Origin of the sequence: Pseudomonas sp. BN607 (genome assembly GCF_029871175.1) — a bacterium.
Taxonomy (GTDB): Bacteria; Pseudomonadota; Gammaproteobacteria; order Pseudomonadales; family Pseudomonadaceae; genus Aquipseudomonas.
This window is the reverse complement of record NZ_SSOE01000027.1, coordinates 37,332-52,829: the sequence shown is the minus strand read 5'-3', so window position 1 is coordinate 52,829 and position 15,498 is coordinate 37,332. Positions and strand designations below refer to the sequence as shown.

Here is a 15,498-nt window from a genome sequence, read left to right as displayed (position 1 = left end):
TACAATGCGCGGCATTCGCGCGGTGGGTGTTGAACAAGAAGAGCTGACGATCAACGTCATCGACCACCGCCGCTTCGCCACGCCCGGAAGGAGAAACCCATGGGACAGCGCACGCTTTTGTATGACCTGCACCTGGCGCTAGGCGCCAAGCTGGTCGATTTTGGTGGCTGGGACATGCCCCTGCACTACGGCTCGCAGGTCGAGGAGCACCATCAGGTGCGCAGCGACTGCGGCGTCTTCGATGTTTCCCACATGACCGTGATCGATGTCGACGGCACCGATGCTACCGTTTGGCTACAGCGCCTGCTGGCCAATGACGTGGCACGCCTCGAAGGCACCGGCATGGCGCTGTACAGCCCGCTGCTGAACGAACTGGGCGGGGTGATCGATGATCTGATCGTCTATCGTACTGAATCCGGCTATCGCCTGGTCACCAACGCCGCCACCCGGGCCAGGGTGCTCGACTGGCTGCAACTGCAGCGTGCCAGTTTTAACGTGGGCTTCCAGGTCCGCCCCGACCTGGCCATCCTTGCCATCCAGGGGCCATACGCTCGCGAGAAAGTTGCAGCCCTGCTCAGCCCCGCACGCGCCGCGTTGATCCGCGAACTGCGCCCCTTTGAAGGCGTTACCGACGGCGACTGGTTCATCGCCCGCACCGGTTATACCGGCGAGGACGGCCTGGAGATCATCTTCCCGGGTGAGCAGGCCGTGGCCTTTTTCAACGACCTGGTCGGCGCGGGCATCGCCCCCAGCGGCCTTGGCGCCCGTGACACCTTGCGCCTGGAAGCCGGCATGAACCTCTACGGCCAGGACATCGACGAAGCCCACACCCCCCTTACCTCCAACCTGGGCTGGAGCATCGCCTGGGAGCCGGCCGGGCGTGACTTCATCGGCCGCACCGGCCTGCTGAAGGAAATCGAGCAGGGTGTGCAGGAAAAACTGGTCGGCCTGGTGCTGGAAGAGCGCGGCGTGCTGCGTGCCCATCAGGTCGTGCGTGTATCCGGCATTGGCGAAGGGGAGATCACCAGTGGTAGTTTCTCGCCTACGCTGAGCAAATCCATTGCCTTGGCGCGCGTGCCCATGGCGACCGGTGACCGGGCCGAGGTGGAAATTCGCGGCAAGTGGTACCCGGTGCGGGTAGTCAAACCGACTTTCGTGCGCCACGGAAAGATCCTGATCTGAACAATTTTTAACCGGCGGGCGTACCGCTGAGCCAATCGAGGAATTCAAGACATGAGCAATATCCCCGCCGAACTGCGTTTTGCCGAAAGCCACGAGTGGGCGCGCCTGGAAGCCGACGGTACAGTGACCGTGGGCATCAGCGACCACGCCCAGCAAGCCCTGGGTGACGTGGTGTTCGTAGAGCTGGCTGAAGTCGGCAAAGTGTTTGGCGCTGGCGACGCTGCGGGTGTGGTGGAGTCGGTCAAGGCCGCTTCTGATATTTACGCCCCGGTGGGTGGCGAAGTGATCGCCGTTAACGAAGAACTGGCCGATAGCCCGGAACAGCTCAACGAAGAACCTTACGCTGCGTGGATCTTCAAGCTGAAGCCAAGCAACCCTGCCGAGCTGGACAAGCTGCTTGATGCTGCTGGCTATCAGGCCGCCATCGGCGAGTAAGACCTCATCGCCTGCTCCCACAGCGATAGTGCCCGCCGCTGGCCGGTGATTAACCTGTGGGGCGGGCAGCCTCGCGAAGAGGCCAGGCCTGCAAACAAGTTTCCCCGCACAATCGGCAATCCCTTCCTAGACTTGTAAGTCTCCATGAGAGCTGTTCCAGGAAGAGAGCGTCGTCATGTCCCAGTCGCCATCCCTGCACCAACTGCAAGAGCTCAACCCGTTCCTGCGTCGCCACTTAGGTCCGGATGCCTCGGAGCAACAAGCCATGCTCAACGCGCTGGGCATCGCCAGTCGCAATGAGCTGATCGAGCAGACCGTACCGCCAGACATCCGCCTCAACCGCCCCCTCGACCTGCCACCGGCGCTGGACGAGCAGGCTGCCTTGGCCAAGCTTGCTGGCTACGCCGCGCAAAACCAGGTCTGGACCAGCCTGATCGGCATGGGCTACCACGGCACCATCACCCCCACGGTCATCCTGCGCAACGTACTGGAAAACCCCGGTTGGTACACTGCGTACACGCCCTACCAGCCTGAAATTGCCCAAGGCCGGCTGGAGGCGTTGTTGAACTTCCAGCAGATGGTCATCGACCTCACTGGTTTGGCGCTGGCCAATGCTTCGCTGCTCGATGAAGCCACCGCCGCGGCCGAGGCCATGGCCCTGGCCAAGCGGGTGGCACGCAACAAGAGCAATGCGTTCTTCGCCGATGAGCACTGCCACCCACAGACCTTGTCGGTACTCAGGACCCGCGCAGAGGGCTTTGGCTTCGAGCTGATCGTCGACTCTGTGGATAACCTGGCCAGCCATTCGGTGTTCGGCGCCTTGCTGCAATACCCCGATACCCATGGGGAAGTGCGCGACCTGCGCCCGCTGATCGATCAGTTGCACAGCCAGCAGGCCCTGGCTTGCGTGGCGGCCGACTTGTTGAGCCTGGTGGTGCTCGCGCCACCTGGTGAGCTGGGCGCCGATGTGGTCTTGGGCTCGACCCAGCGCTTTGGGGTGCCGATGGGTTACGGCGGCCCCCACGCGGCCTATTTCGCCTGTCGCGACGACTACAAGCGGGCCATGCCCGGGCGCATCATCGGCGTATCGCGTGATGCCCGTGGCAACACCGCGCTGCGTATGGCCCTACAGACCCGCGAACAGCATATCCGCCGCGAGAAGGCCAACTCCAACATCTGCACGGCGCAGGTGCTACTGGCCAACATCGCCGGCTTCTATGCCGTCTACCACGGCCCGGAAGGCCTGCAACGCATTGCCCAGCGCGTGCACCGGCTGACCTTCATCCTGGCCGCCGGGCTGGAAGCCAAAGGCATCCAGCGCCTCAACCAGCATTTCTTCGACACTCTCACCCTGAATGTCGGTGGCGCCCAGGCCGCGATAATCGAAAGCGCTGAAGCCGCGCAGATCAACCTGCGCATACTGGGCCGCGGCCACCTGGGCGTTAGCCTGGACGAAACCTGCAACGAACAGACGGTGTTGCGCCTGCTGGATATCTTCCTGGGGGTGGATCACGGCCAGGAGATTGCCGCCCTTGATCAGTTGGCCATGCCCGAAGGTATCCCCGCCAGCCTGGTGCGGCGTACCCCGTTCCTCGCTCACCCGGTGTTCAACCTGCACCACAGCGAAACCGAGATGCTGCGCTACCTCAAGCAGCTGGAGAACAAGGACCTGGCGCTGAACCAATCGATGATTCCGCTGGGCTCGTGCACCATGAAGCTCAATGCCACCAGCGAGATGATCCCGATCACCTGGCCCGGGTTTGCCCAGCTACACCCGTTTTCCCCGGCGGGGCAGGCCATCGGCTACAGGGCGATGATCGACGAGCTTGAGAGCTGGCTGTGCGCAATCACCGGCTTCGATGCCATCTGCATGCAGCCCAACTCTGGCGCCCAGGGCGAATACGCCGGGCTGATGGCCATTACCCGTTATCACCGCAGCCGCCACCAGCCTCAGCGCACGTTGTGCCTGATACCGTCGTCGGCCCACGGCACCAACCCGGCGTCGGCGCAAATGGCCGGCATGGAGGTGGTGATCGTCGATTGCGATAATGACGGCAACGTCGACCTGGTCGATCTCAAAGCCAAGGCCAGCGCGGCCGGCGAGCGGTTGTCGTGCCTGATGATCACCTACCCTTCGACCCACGGGGTGTACGAAGAGGGCATTCGCGAAATTTGCGAAGTGGTGCATCAGCACGGCGGCCAGGTATACATGGACGGCGCCAACCTCAATGCCCAGGTGGGCCTGGCGCGGCCGGCGGACATCGGCGCCGATGTTTCACACATGAACCTGCACAAGACCTTCTGCATCCCCCATGGCGGAGGAGGGCCGGGCATGGGGCCGATCGGCATTCGCGGGCACCTCAAGCCGTTCGTCGCCAGCCACCCGGTAGTACCAGTGCCCGGCCTGGACCCGAACAACAGCGCGGTCAGTGCCGCACCCTGGGGCAGTGCGAGCATCCTGCCGATCAGCTGGATGTACATCGCCATGATGGGCCCGCAGCTGGCCGACGCCAGTGAGGTGGCGATCCTGTCAGCCAACTACTTGGCCAGCCAGCTGGGCGGCGCGTTTCCGGTGCTCTACCGCGGGCGCAACCAGCGTGTGGCGCACGAGTGTATCCTCGACCTGCGGCCGTTGAAGGCGCTGACCGGTATCAGCGAGGAGGACGTGGCCAAGCGCCTGATGGACTATGGCTTCCATGCGCCGACCATGTCGTTTCCGGTGCCGGGTACGCTGATGGTGGAGCCGACGGAGAGTGAGTCCAAGGCTGAGCTGGACCGCTTTGTCGAGGCGATGCTGGCGATTCGTGCGGAGATTGCCGAGGTGCAGGAGGGTAACTGGCCAGCGGAGAACAACCCGCTCAAGCATGCGCCGCATACCTTGGCCGATGTGCTGGGCGTGTGGGACAGGCCCTATAGCCTGGAGCAGGCGGTGGCGCCCAGTGCCCATGTCCGCCAGCACAAGTACTGGCCGGCGGTAAACCGGGTGGACAACGTGTATGGAGACCGCAATCTGTTCTGTGCGTGTGTACCGGTGGACGCTTACCGGTAGGGCAGAAGACTGGTGTCGCCTGCTTCGCGGGGGAGGCCCGCGAAGCAGGCAAGGCGGTTACTCGGCTACTGCATTCTTGGCCAGGATGGCATTGGCCAATTCCATGTCCGAAGCCTGCAGCCCTGGGTGCTCGGCCCGGGCCTGGCGCATGGCTGCTTCCAGGAACGGCCCACGGATCGCGCCTTCACTGGCGACGAAGCTGCTGGCGTCATCCTGCGCGGCCACTACCAGCTTGTGATCCCGCGAGGTCAGGTAGCTCGATGCCGTAGTAGCACCGGAGGTCATTACGTTACGCCAGAAGGTATCGGCCATGGCCGAGCCTATAGGCAGCGAAAGCAAGGCAGCGGCGGCGATGGCGGTTTTGAGACGCATGTTGAAACACCTCGAAGGGTGAGGGTTGAAGATGCGCGGTTGGATCTTTTTCAACGAGGCAAGTTCCTGAATACAGTGGGCTTTTCGTCAGCTACAGACGCGCAGCACCTCCTCCTCACGCGTCTGCCCACAGGCCACTTTCGCTTCGCCGCAACGGCGCAGATCAACCAGGCCGTCGAGCACTGCCTGGCGCCGTAGATGGTTCAGGTCGGCGTTCGGGCCGATCAATGCACGCAGGTTGTCACTGGGCTCGAGCAGTTCGAACAAACCCGTACGCCCGTGAAAGCCGGTGCCCCGGCAGGTTCGGCAATTGCCCGATGCAGTCACTTGGCAATCCGTGCACAAGGTGCGCACCAAGCGCTGGGCCATCACGGCGATCAGCGTCGCCTTTATCAGGTAATCGGCTACACCCAGTTCTTGCAGGCGGGTAATTGCCGCGCAGGCGTCGTTGGTATGCAGAGTGGACAGCACCAGGTGCCCGGTCAGGGCTGCCTGCACCGCCACCAAGGCAGTTTCGCGATCGCGGATTTCGCCAACCATGATGATGTCCGGATCCTGTCGCAGCAGGGCCCGCACGCCGTCGGCAAAGCCCAGGTCCAAGGCTGGCTGGACCTGCAACTGGTTGAAGGCCGGTTCCAGGCGTTCGATCGGATCCTCGATGGTGCACAGGTTGACTTGGGGTGTCGCCAGCAGCTTGAGGCTGGCATACAGCGTACTGGTCTTGCCGGAGCCGGTTGGGCCAGTGACCAGGATGATCCCTTGGCGCTGGCGCAGCAGGGCTTGCCACTGGGCCAGCTGCTGGCCTTGCAGGCCGAGGCGGTCGAAGCCATCTTGCAGCTGGTTCGGGTCAAACAGGCGCAGCACCAGCTTCTCGCCAAACGGGGTTGGCAGGGTCGATAGCCGTAGTTCCACCTCACCGCCGCCTGGCAGTCGGCTTTGCAGCCGGCCGTCCTGTGGGCGGCGCTTTTCCGCCACATCCATGCGACCCAGGTGCTTCAGGCGGCTGACTAGCGCCAGGGTGACCCCGGCAGGGAAGGCGTACACGTTATGCAGCAGGCCGTCGATGCGGTAGCGCAGCTGACCCTGGTCGCGGCGGGGTTCAAGGTGAATATCGCTGGCGCGTTGTTCGATGGCGTACTGCAGCAGCCAGTCGACGATATGCACGATGTGGGCGTCGTCGGCGCTGGCCTCGGATTGGCGCTTGCCCAGCTCCAGCAATTGCTCAAGTTCGCCCAGGCTGGCGGCTTGCTGGTGTTGCGCCCCTTTCACCGACTGGGCCAGGCGCTGGAACGACTGGCCTGACTGGCGGATCTGCAACGGGCTGGCCAGCACGCGACGGATTGGCCGGCCGAGGCTGCGGGCCAGGTCAGCCTGCCAGTCATCCTGATAGGGCTGAGCGCTGGCGACGGTAACGCTAGTGGCGTCGGCGGCGACGATAAGGATGCCGTGGCGCTGGGCGAAGGCCGGAGAGATCAGGCCGCTGACCTGGGGCAGGTCGAGCTGGATGGGATCGATGCGTAGGTAGGGTTGGCCAACCTTGCTCGCCAGCCATTGGCAGAGGTGATCGAGGTCCAGCGGCTGGCCGGGGTGCTGGCGGTTTTCCAGGCTGCAGGCGGCGATTTGTTCCAGTGGGTGGCGGGTGGGGTCGGCGGCGGCGTGTTCAAGCACGTTCAGGGTGTCGTTGGCATGCAGGCATTGGTCAGCGAGCAGGGCCTGGAGCACGCGGTTGAGGTCGAGTGCCGGGTTCTCGGGGGTGTGCATGATTGGCGTCCGTGCCTGTAGGGATGGGCTGAACAAGGCTAGCCGCGTGGGGCGGGATCATCATGCGCGAAGGGTTTCGGGATTTTGCTGTGCCTGTGCCGGCGATAGGGCCGGTGCAGGCTTATACGACTGCCAGCTCCAGACGTTGCAGGTTGTTCAGGCTCACCTCGCCCACACACACCAGGTTACGGAGTTTCTGCGCAATCACCTCGGCCCGGTGCCAGCTCAGGCCGCCGACACCCACTTCGATATCCAGCCAGTCATCCTGCTGGCTGACCTGCACGCTGTGCGGCGTGAGGAACTGCAGGGCGAACAGGTTGAGCACCCGACAAAGGGTGTCGGGCTCTGCGTCGGCTTGCAGGCGGTAATGCACGGTGCTGTGGGCGTTGTGGGCGGCCCAGGCGTCGGTACGGGGCTGTGCGTTCATAATGGTCTCCGCAAATGTCGGAGAAATTCTTGCACGTTGTGGGCGGTATTTTTTCGCTATGATTTAGTTATATTCGATTTATCGCGAATCATTTAATCCAACATAAGCCGATATGGAGACTTAAAAATGCACAGCGAGCTGGACGCTTACGACCGGCGGATTCTCGAACTGCTGCAAGAGGACGCTTCGCTGTCCAGCGCCCAGATCGCCGAGCGTGTCGGGCTGTCGCAATCGCCGTGCTGGCGGCGTATTCAGCGCTTGAAGGAGGAGGGGATAATTCGTGGGCAGGTGACTTTGCTCGACCGCAAGAAGGTCGGCCTGAACACGCAGATTTTCGCCGAGGTAAAGCTCAATGCCCATGGGCGTTCCAACTTTACCGAGTTTACCGAGGCGATCCGCGGCTTTCCGGAGGTGCTGGAGTGTTATGTGCTGATGGGGGCAGTGGATTTTTTGCTGCGTATCGTCACGTCGGACATAGAAGCCTACGAGCGTTTCTTCTTTGAAAAGCTGTCGAACGTGCCGGGTATACAGGAGGTGAACTCGATTGTGGCGCTGTCCGAAATCAAGTCCACCACCAGCCTGCCGCTGTCGCGGTGAGGCCATTCGCGGGTAAACCCGCTTCTACACCGGCCTCACGCCTGGCGCGAACCCTTTGTAGGAGCGTGTTACCCGCGAAGCAGGCGACGCGGTATCACGCCTTGAGCAGGTGCTTCCAGCCGCGGCTCTGGTCCACTGCCCGAGCCTGTTCGATGCGGGCTTCCAGGACTTCATCGCTGATCGGCAGCTCGGCCAACTCGTGCAGTTTCTTCAGGTCGCCATACAGGCGGTCCATCTGCGGCGCTTCCAGCACCTGGCGCGCATGATGCAGCCAGGCCAGCAGCTGTTCGAGGCGCGGCAACTGCTCGGCCAGGTCTTCCGGGCGTTGGGTGTACAGCGGCAGCTTCAGCGCACAGCCTTCTTCGCCCAGCAAGTGCCCCATCCAGCTGGCCAGCTGCGCCTTGCCCTGGCGTTCGCCACGGCCTTTACGCTCCACGGTCCAGGCACGGGCCAGCAGCCAGCGCGAGGTTTCCAGCGAGAACTGGCCCCAGCGCACGTCTTCCAGTTCTTCGGCAAACTGCTCAGGCGCGGCGCGGCGGATGTCTTCGTCATCGTTGCCAGCGTGCACCAGCGGGCGCCAGTCTTCGAGCAGGGCGTCCAGGCTGCTGCGCAGTTCGCGGGTAGTGGCACGCGGCGCGGCCTGGCCAAGGCTGGCGGTGAGGGCACGCAGCTCGCTCAAGCACTCGACCCAGTCCTGAAGCAGGCGCCAGTGGCCGTTGTGGCGAAATTGCTCGGCCAGGCGCTGGCTGCTGCCCAGCAGCTGCCAGGCCAGTGCGGCGTAGGCGTCGTCCACGGCCATTTCGGCTTCCAGCTCGGTGGCTGGCAGGCCCAGCTCGTAGCTGTCCGGCTCCAGCAGGCGGTAGCCACGCTCGGCCTTGCTGATGTCGCAAGGCATCAGCGGCAGGCTGGCGGCCAGCTCGGCAGCCAGTTCCAGTAGTGCCTGCGGCTCACCTTCGCGCAGTTCCAGCTCCAGCTCGCAGATTTCTTCCTTGCGCTTGCCGGCGACCACGAAGCCCTGGTCCAGTGCGGCCTCGATCACTACCTTGCTTTTGCCACGGCCCCAGGCGATTTCAGCGAACTCGCGGGTGAAATCGGTGGTGAACAGTGGCTTGATGGTCTTTTTGTCCAGGTCCGCCAATTGCTCAGGCCAGCAGGTGGCGTCGAGCTTTTTCAGGTCGAGCTTGGCCTTGTCGAGATTCCACTCGTACTCGTTGCGCTCGGAGAGCCCCGCCACGCTCTGACCGCGGCACTTGAGGGTCTGGATAACCACATCGCCATCGCGGCGCAGGCGCAGGGCCACACGCGCGGCGGACAGTTCACGCTCAGGGGTATCGAAGTACTGGTTGGTCAGTTCGCGGGTCTGCCAGCCGGACTTGTTGCGCTTTTTCAGCAGAGGGTGCTCGCGCAGGGCGGCAAGGGTCTCGCGGCTGGCGCGGAGCTTGAGTTCGGTTTCTTTGTGCATCACAGACTCGAAGGAGGGGGCGTGGTTGGCAAGGAGTTTACAGTAGTCGGCTGTCGACTGTTGGATCCTGGTGCCTTCTTCGCGGGCTTGCCCTGCGAACGATAGGCATTGTTATGATGGGTGACGCTTCCGAGGAGTACGCGCATGCCGTTGCCGACGCTGAAAGACCAGTTTGCCGCCTTGATCGCTGCGCCTTCGGTCAGTTGCACCCAGCCTGCGTTGGACCAGTCCAACCGGCAGGTCATCGACCTGCTGGCCAGCTGGCTGGGTGACCTGGGCTTCAAATGCGATATCCAGCAAGTCACCCCCGGCAAGTTCAACCTGCTGGCCAGCCGTGGCACAGGCCCAGGCGGCCTGGTGCTGGCCGGGCACAGCGACACGGTACCCTACGACGAACAGCTGTGGAGCAGCGACCCGCTGAAGCTGACCGAGGCCGATGGCCGCTGGGTCGGCCTGGGCAGCTGCGACATGAAAGGCTTCTTCGCCTTGGTTATCGAAGCTGTCATTCCGCTGCTGGAGCACGATTTCAAGCAGCCGCTGCTGATCCTCGCCACCTGCGACGAAGAGAGCTCGATGTCTGGCGCCCGTGCCCTGGCTGAGGCTGGTCAGCCCTTGGGCCGTGCAGCGGTGATCGGCGAGCCCACCGGCCTGCGGCCGATCCGCATGCACAAGGGTATCCTCATGGATCGCATCGACATCCTTGGGCGCAGCGGCCATTCGTCGGACCCAAGCCTGGGCCGCAGCGCCCTGGAGGCCATGCACGCGGTAATGGGCGAGCTGATGGGCTTGCGCCAGCAGTGGCAGCAAACCTATCGCAACCCGCAGTTCACCGTGCCGACCCCGACCATGAACTTCGGCTGCATCCACGGCGGCGACAACCCCAACCGCATTTGCGGCCAGTGCGCCCTGGAGTTCGACCTGCGACCGCTGCCGGGCATGGACGTCGAGCAACTGCGCGCGGCCATTCGCGAAAAGCTGGTGCCGGTGGCCGAGCGCCATGAGGTGCGGATCGACTACGCGCCGCTGTTCCCCGAAGTGCCGCCGTTCGAGCAGGACGCTGACGCCGAACTGGTACAAGTGGCGGAACGCCTGACCGGCCATCGCGCCGAAGCGGTGGCGTTCGGCACCGAAGCGCCTTATCTTCAGCAGCTGGGTTGCCAGACCATCGTGCTGGGCCCCGGCGACATCGCCTGTGCCCACCAACCTGGCGAATACCTTGAAATGTCACGAATCGAGCCTACCGTGCGTCTATTGCGTGACCTGATCCGGCACTATTGCCTGCACTAAACGTCAATCGAACTGATTCGTTCCTGCCTAGAGGAGACCGCGCGTGACCGCAAGCCTGTTCCGACGATGATCCTGAACGCCCCGTGAATCGCCGTTCTCCGTCCACTTATCCACAGGCCCTGTCATGCCCGACTACGTTAACTGGCTGCGTCATGCCTCCCCGTACATCAATGCCCATCGCGACTGCACCTTCGTGGTCATGCTCCCTGGCGATGGGGTGGAACACCCCAATTTCGGCAATATCGTCCACGACCTGGTGCTGCTGCACAGCCTGGGCGTGCGCCTGGTGCTGGTGCATGGCTCGCGCCCGCAGATCGAAAGCCGCCTAGCCGATCGCGGCCTGACCCCGCACTACCACCGTGGCCTGCGCATTACCGATGCGGCCACGCTGGACTGCGTGATCGACGCCGTGGGCGCCCTGCGCCTGGCCATCGAGGCGCGCCTGTCGATGGACATCGCTGCTTCGCCGATGCAGGGCTCGCGCCTGCGCGTGGCGTCCGGCAACCTCGTCACTGCACGGCCGATCGGCGTGCTCGAAGGGGTGGACTACCACCACACCGGCGAAGTCCGCCGGGTCGACCGCAAGGGCATCAGCCGCCTGCTCGACGAGCGGTCCATCGTGCTGTTGTCGCCGCTGGGCTACTCGCCCACGGGTGAAATCTTCAACTTGGCCTGCGAGGACGTTGCCACCCGCGCTGCCATCGAGCTGGGTGCCGACAAGTTGCTGCTGTTCGGCGCCGAGCCGGGCCTGCTGGATGCCGACGGCAAGTTGGTACGCGAGCTGCGCCCGCAGCAGGTAGCGCCGCACCTGCAGCGTTTGGGCAGCGATTACCAGGGCGAACTGCTGGATGCTGCCGCCGAAGCCTGCAAAGGCGGCGTGGCGCGTAGCCATATTGTCAGTTATGCCGAGGATGGCGCCCTGCTGACCGAGCTGTTCACCCGAGGCGGTGGCGGTACGCTGGTGTCACAGGAGCAGTTCGAAGTGGTGCGCGAGGCGACCATCGAGGACGTAGGCGGCTTGCTGGAGCTGATCAGCCCACTGGAAGAGCAGGGCATCCTGGTACGTCGCTCGCGCGAGGTACTGGAGCGCGAGATCGAGCAGTTCAGCGTGGTCGAGCGCGAAGGCATGATCATCGCCTGTGCGGCGTTGTACCCGATTGCCGATTCCGAGGCTGGGGAGCTGGCGTGCCTGGCGGTGAACCCGGAATACCGCCATGGTGGGCGTGGGGACGAGTTGCTGGAGCGTATCGAGAGCCGGGCGCGGGACATGGGCCTCAATACCTTGTTCGTGCTTACCACGCGTACCGCTCACTGGTTCCGCGAACGTGGCTTTGCGCCGAGTGGCGTGGAGCGGCTGCCGGCGGCCCGGGCTTCGCTGTACAACTATCAGCGCAATTCGAAGATTTTCGAGAAGCCCCTGTAAGCCTGTACCGCAGCTCATGTGGGAGCGGCCTTGCGTCGCGAAAGGGCCGCAAAGCGGCCCCGACAATATCAGCTTGATGCGCAAATCTTGGGGGCGCTTCGCACCCCTATCGCGACGCAAGGCCGCTCCCACAATGGGGGCGGCGTTTTTGTTTACACGGTATGCAGGTACCAGTTGTACTCGAGGTCGGAGATCGAGTGCTCGAACTCCTCCAGCTCGCTTTCCTTGCACGCGACGAAGATGTCGATGTACTTCGGATCGATGTACTTGTTGAGGATCTCGCTGTCGTCCAGCTCGCGCAGGGCATCGCGCAGGTTGTTCGGCAGGCTCTGCTCCAGCTGCTCGTACGAGTTGCCTTCGATCGGCGCGCCTGGCTCGATCTTGTTGGTCAGGCCATGGTGCACGCCAGCCAGCACGGCAGCCATCATCAGGTACGGGTTGGCGTCGGCACCGGCGACGCGGTGCTCGATGCGCACGGCATCGGCCGAGCCGGTCGGTACGCGCAGCGCTACGGTGCGGTTGTCCAGGCCCCAGCTTGGCGCGTTCGGTACGTAGAACTGCGCGCCAAAGCGGCGGTACGAGTTGACGTTCGGGCAGAGGAACGCCATGGACGCGGGCAGGGTCTCGAGCACACCGCCGACAGCGTGACGTAGCGCGGCGTTCTGCTCGGGATCCTCGCTGGTGAAGATGTTGTTGCCATCTTTGTCCAGCACGGAAATGTGTACATGCAGGCCGTTGCCCGCCTGGCCCGGGTAGGGCTTGGCCATGAAGGTGGTGTCCATTTCATGGTCGTACGCAATGTTCTTGATCAAGCGCTTGAGCAGTACCGCGTAGTCGCAGGCCTTGAGCGGGTCGGCCACGTGGTGCAGGTTGACTTCGAACTGCGCCGGGGCGCTTTCCTTGACGATGGCATCGGCCGGGATGCCTTGTTCCTTCGCGCCTTCCAGGATGTCCTGCAGGCAATCGGCATATTCGTCGAGGTCGTCGATCAGGTACACCTGAGTCGACTGCGGACGCTTGCCCGAGATTGGCGAGCGCGGTGGCTGTGGGCGGCCATTCACGTTCTCCTGGTCGATCAGGTAGAACTCCAGCTCGAATGCGGCACAGATGGTCAGGCCCATATCGGTGAACTTGCTCACCACCTGGCGCAGTACTTCGCGCGGGTCGGCGAAGAACGGTTCGCCTTCCAGCTCGTGCATGGTCATCAGCAGCTGGGCGGTAGGGCGTTTTTGCCACGGCTCGTTACAGAGCGTGTCGGGGATTGGATAGCAGATGCGATCAGCATCGCCGATATCCAGACCCAGCCCGGTGCTTTCGACGGTGGAACCGTTGATGTCCAGGGCGAAAAGGGAGGCCGGCAGGTTGATGCCTTTCTCGTAAACCTTGTGGAGGCTGGTGCGCTCAATGCGCTTACCACGCACCACACCATTCATATCTGCAATCAGAAGGTCAACGTAGAGAACCTCAGGATGTTCCTTAAGGAACGCGTTCGCTTCGTTAAGCTGAACGGCACGCGGGGGTACCGACATGATGCAACACCTTTGTTGTTAAAAATATCAATCAAGGGGGGCTTGCAGGACCAGTCAATCGAAAAGCCATACTGATGTCAAGCCAACCCCATGACGCCCTGAAATGGCACATCTACGGCAGATTTGCTGCATATCGGGGCATGCCATTATCCGCTATTTCTCTTGTAAAGGGCTATCTCAAGCTCGCCGTGTTTTATTTTTTACGCGGGTGTTGTGTAAAAAAATGAACAAGGCTAAGCTCGGTCTCAACCCAGAACACAATAATACGAGGGTCACATGGTCCGCTTGCCGCGACCTGAAAGCACTGCCTGCGCAGTGCCAACGGGTACCTCTTTCGTTTTTGCAAGCTTCGTCAATGGCGTGGCCGCCCTGGCCGCAATAATTGACGCTTGGCGCCTTCGGACCCGTCCTCGTAGCGGCATGCCGCCCTTGATTTCGTTTTCCTGCCCTTCCAACTCATACGGACACGCTTGTTTTCAGTGTATCCAGTGTCCGCCTGCGCGGGGGTTTTTGCTTTAGCAATCTACTCCATCCAGAATCAAGGCGCGGACCACCTTACCTCCTGAGGTATTTATGAGTAACAACCTCGACCAGCTCACCGATTGGTTGAAAGAGCACAAGATCACCGAAGTCGAATGCATGATCAGTGACCTGACCGGCATCACGCGCGGCAAGATTTCGCCCACCAACAAATTCATCGCCGAAAAAGGCATGCGCCTGCCCGAGAGCGTGCTGCTGCAGACCGTGACTGGCGACTACGTCGACGACGACATCTATTACGAACTGCTCGATCCGGCCGACATCGACATGATCTGTCGCCCCGACGAGAACGCCGTGTTCCTTGTGCCGTGGGCCATCGAGCCGACGGCCCAGGTGATCCACGATACCTACGACAAAAAAGGCAACCCGGTAGAGCTGTCGCCGCGCAACGTGTTGAAGAAAGTCCTCAAACTCTACGCCGACAAGGGCTGGCAGCCGATTGTCGCGCCCGAGATGGAGTTCTACCTGACCAAGCGCAGCGAAGACCCGGACTTCCCGTTGCAGCCACCGGTAGGCCGCTCCGGCCGCCCGGAAACCGGCCGCCAGTCGTTCTCGATCGAAGCTGCCAACGAATTCGATCCGCTGTTCGAAGATGTCTACGATTGGTGCGAACTGCAGCAGCTGGACCTCGACACGCTGATCCATGAGGACGGCACGGCGCAGATGGAAATCAACTTCCGTCACGGCGACGCCCTGCACCTGGCCGACCAGATCCTGGTGTTCAAACGCACCATGCGCGAGGCAGCGCTCAAGCACAACGTGGCCGCCACCTTCATGGCCAAGCCGATGACCGGCGAGCCGGGCAGTGCCATGCACCTGCACCAGAGCGTGGTCGACGTGGCCACCGGCAAGAACATCTTCAGCAATGCAGACGGCAGCATGAGCGAGCTGTTCCTGCACCACATCGGTGGCTTGCAGAAGTTCATCCCCGAGGCCCTGCCGCTGTTCGCCCCCAACGTCAACTCGTTCCGCCGCTTCCTGCCCGACACCTCGGCCCCGGTGAACGTGGAGTGGGGCGAAGAAAACCGCACCGTCGGCCTGCGCGTGCCGGATGCCGGCCCACAAAGCCGCCGGGTCGAGAACCGCCTGCCGGGCGCCGACGCCAACCCTTACCTGGCCATCGCCGCCAGCCTGCTGTGTGGCTACATCGGCATGGTCGAAGGCATCGAGGCCAGCGCGCCGGTGCAGGGTCGTGGTTACGAACGCCGCAACCTGCGCCTGCCCCTGACCATCGAAGATGCCTTGGAACGCATGGAAAACAGCCGTGCGCTCGTCCAGTACCTGGGCAAGAAATTCATTACCGGTTACGTCGCCACCAAGCGTGCCGAGCACGAAAACTTCAAACGCGTCATCAGCTCCTGGGAGCGTGAGTTCCTGCTGTTCGCTGTCTGATCAACCCTGAGGCCGCCCGCGCGGCCGCCGGAAAATGGAGAG

12 protein-coding genes are annotated in these 15,498 nt (G+C 62.8%); 7 read left to right on the top strand and 5 right to left on the bottom strand.

Going from position 1 to position 15,498, the window contains the following annotated elements:
- Positions 1 to 99 precede the first annotated feature (99 nt).
- The 3 genes from gcvT (at position 100) to gcvP (ending at position 4,666) form a co-directional block, all read left to right on the top strand.
- The gene (gene gcvT / locus E8E68_RS06010) at positions 100 to 1,182 is read left to right on the top strand and encodes a glycine cleavage system aminomethyltransferase GcvT (protein WP_266028991.1); all 1,083 of its coding nucleotides are present in this window, start codon (positions 100 to 102) and stop codon (positions 1,180 to 1,182) included.
- A 51-nt stretch (positions 1,183 to 1,233) separates the two neighbouring features.
- Positions 1,234 to 1,617, top strand: coding sequence for a glycine cleavage system protein GcvH (gcvH, locus tag E8E68_RS06005; RefSeq protein ID WP_110743341.1), 384 nt, complete (start codon positions 1,234 to 1,236; stop codon positions 1,615 to 1,617).
- Between the two features lie 175 nt (positions 1,618 to 1,792).
- Positions 1,793 to 4,666, top strand: coding sequence for an aminomethyl-transferring glycine dehydrogenase (gcvP, locus tag E8E68_RS06000; RefSeq protein WP_280340207.1), 2,874 nt, complete (start codon positions 1,793 to 1,795; stop codon positions 4,664 to 4,666).
- A gap of 57 nt (positions 4,667 to 4,723) precedes the next feature.
- Here gcvP and E8E68_RS05995 read toward each other — a convergent pair whose 3' ends face one another.
- From E8E68_RS05995 to E8E68_RS05985, 3 genes are all read right to left on the bottom strand, one after another.
- Positions 4,724 to 5,038 (bottom strand): DUF2388 domain-containing protein, encoded by a 315-nt coding sequence (locus tag E8E68_RS05995; RefSeq protein ID WP_110743339.1) that lies wholly within the window; start codon positions 5,036 to 5,038, stop codon positions 4,724 to 4,726.
- An 87-nt stretch (positions 5,039 to 5,125) separates the two neighbouring features.
- Positions 5,126 to 6,799, bottom strand: a complete 1,674-nt coding sequence (locus tag E8E68_RS05990; RefSeq protein ID WP_266028995.1) for a GspE/PulE family protein — start codon at positions 6,797 to 6,799, stop codon at positions 5,126 to 5,128.
- A gap of 121 nt (positions 6,800 to 6,920) precedes the next feature.
- Positions 6,921 to 7,226, bottom strand: a complete 306-nt coding sequence (locus E8E68_RS05985) for a hypothetical protein (RefSeq protein WP_266028996.1) — start codon at positions 7,224 to 7,226, stop codon at positions 6,921 to 6,923.
- A gap of 126 nt (positions 7,227 to 7,352) precedes the next feature.
- Here E8E68_RS05985 and E8E68_RS05980 point away from each other — a divergent pair, with 126 nt between their 5' ends.
- Positions 7,353 to 7,823 (top strand): Lrp/AsnC family transcriptional regulator, encoded by a 471-nt coding sequence (locus tag E8E68_RS05980; RefSeq protein WP_110743336.1) that lies wholly within the window; start codon positions 7,353 to 7,355, stop codon positions 7,821 to 7,823.
- Between the two features lie 94 nt (positions 7,824 to 7,917).
- Here the strand turns inward: E8E68_RS05980 and E8E68_RS05975 are convergent, their stop codons facing one another.
- The gene (locus E8E68_RS05975; RefSeq protein WP_280340203.1) at positions 7,918 to 9,285 is read right to left on the bottom strand and encodes a CYTH domain-containing protein; all 1,368 of its coding nucleotides are present in this window, start codon (positions 9,283 to 9,285) and stop codon (positions 7,918 to 7,920) included.
- A gap of 144 nt (positions 9,286 to 9,429) precedes the next feature.
- On the opposite strand from E8E68_RS05975, the gene argE reads away from it, so the two are divergent.
- Both argE and argA read left to right on the top strand, forming a co-directional pair.
- A complete protein-coding gene (gene argE / locus E8E68_RS05970) occupies positions 9,430 to 10,572 on the top strand; it encodes an acetylornithine deacetylase (protein ID WP_266028998.1) in 1,143 nt (380 codons plus the stop codon).
- A 124-nt stretch (positions 10,573 to 10,696) separates the two neighbouring features.
- On the top strand, positions 10,697 to 11,995 hold the full coding sequence (gene argA / locus E8E68_RS05965) for an amino-acid N-acetyltransferase (protein ID WP_110743333.1): 1,299 nt from the start codon (positions 10,697 to 10,699) through the stop codon (positions 11,993 to 11,995).
- A gap of 152 nt (positions 11,996 to 12,147) precedes the next feature.
- Here the strand turns inward: argA and E8E68_RS05960 are convergent, their stop codons facing one another.
- Positions 12,148 to 13,524: a glutamine synthetase family protein gene (locus tag E8E68_RS05960; RefSeq protein ID WP_014592784.1), complete on the bottom strand. Its 1,377-nt coding sequence runs from the start codon at positions 13,522 to 13,524 to the stop codon at positions 12,148 to 12,150.
- A gap of 573 nt (positions 13,525 to 14,097) precedes the next feature.
- Between E8E68_RS05960 and E8E68_RS05955 the strand changes: the two genes are divergently transcribed.
- The gene (locus tag E8E68_RS05955; RefSeq protein WP_009681719.1) at positions 14,098 to 15,456 is read left to right on the top strand and encodes a glutamine synthetase family protein; all 1,359 of its coding nucleotides are present in this window, start codon (positions 14,098 to 14,100) and stop codon (positions 15,454 to 15,456) included.
- Positions 15,457 to 15,498 lie beyond the last annotated feature (42 nt).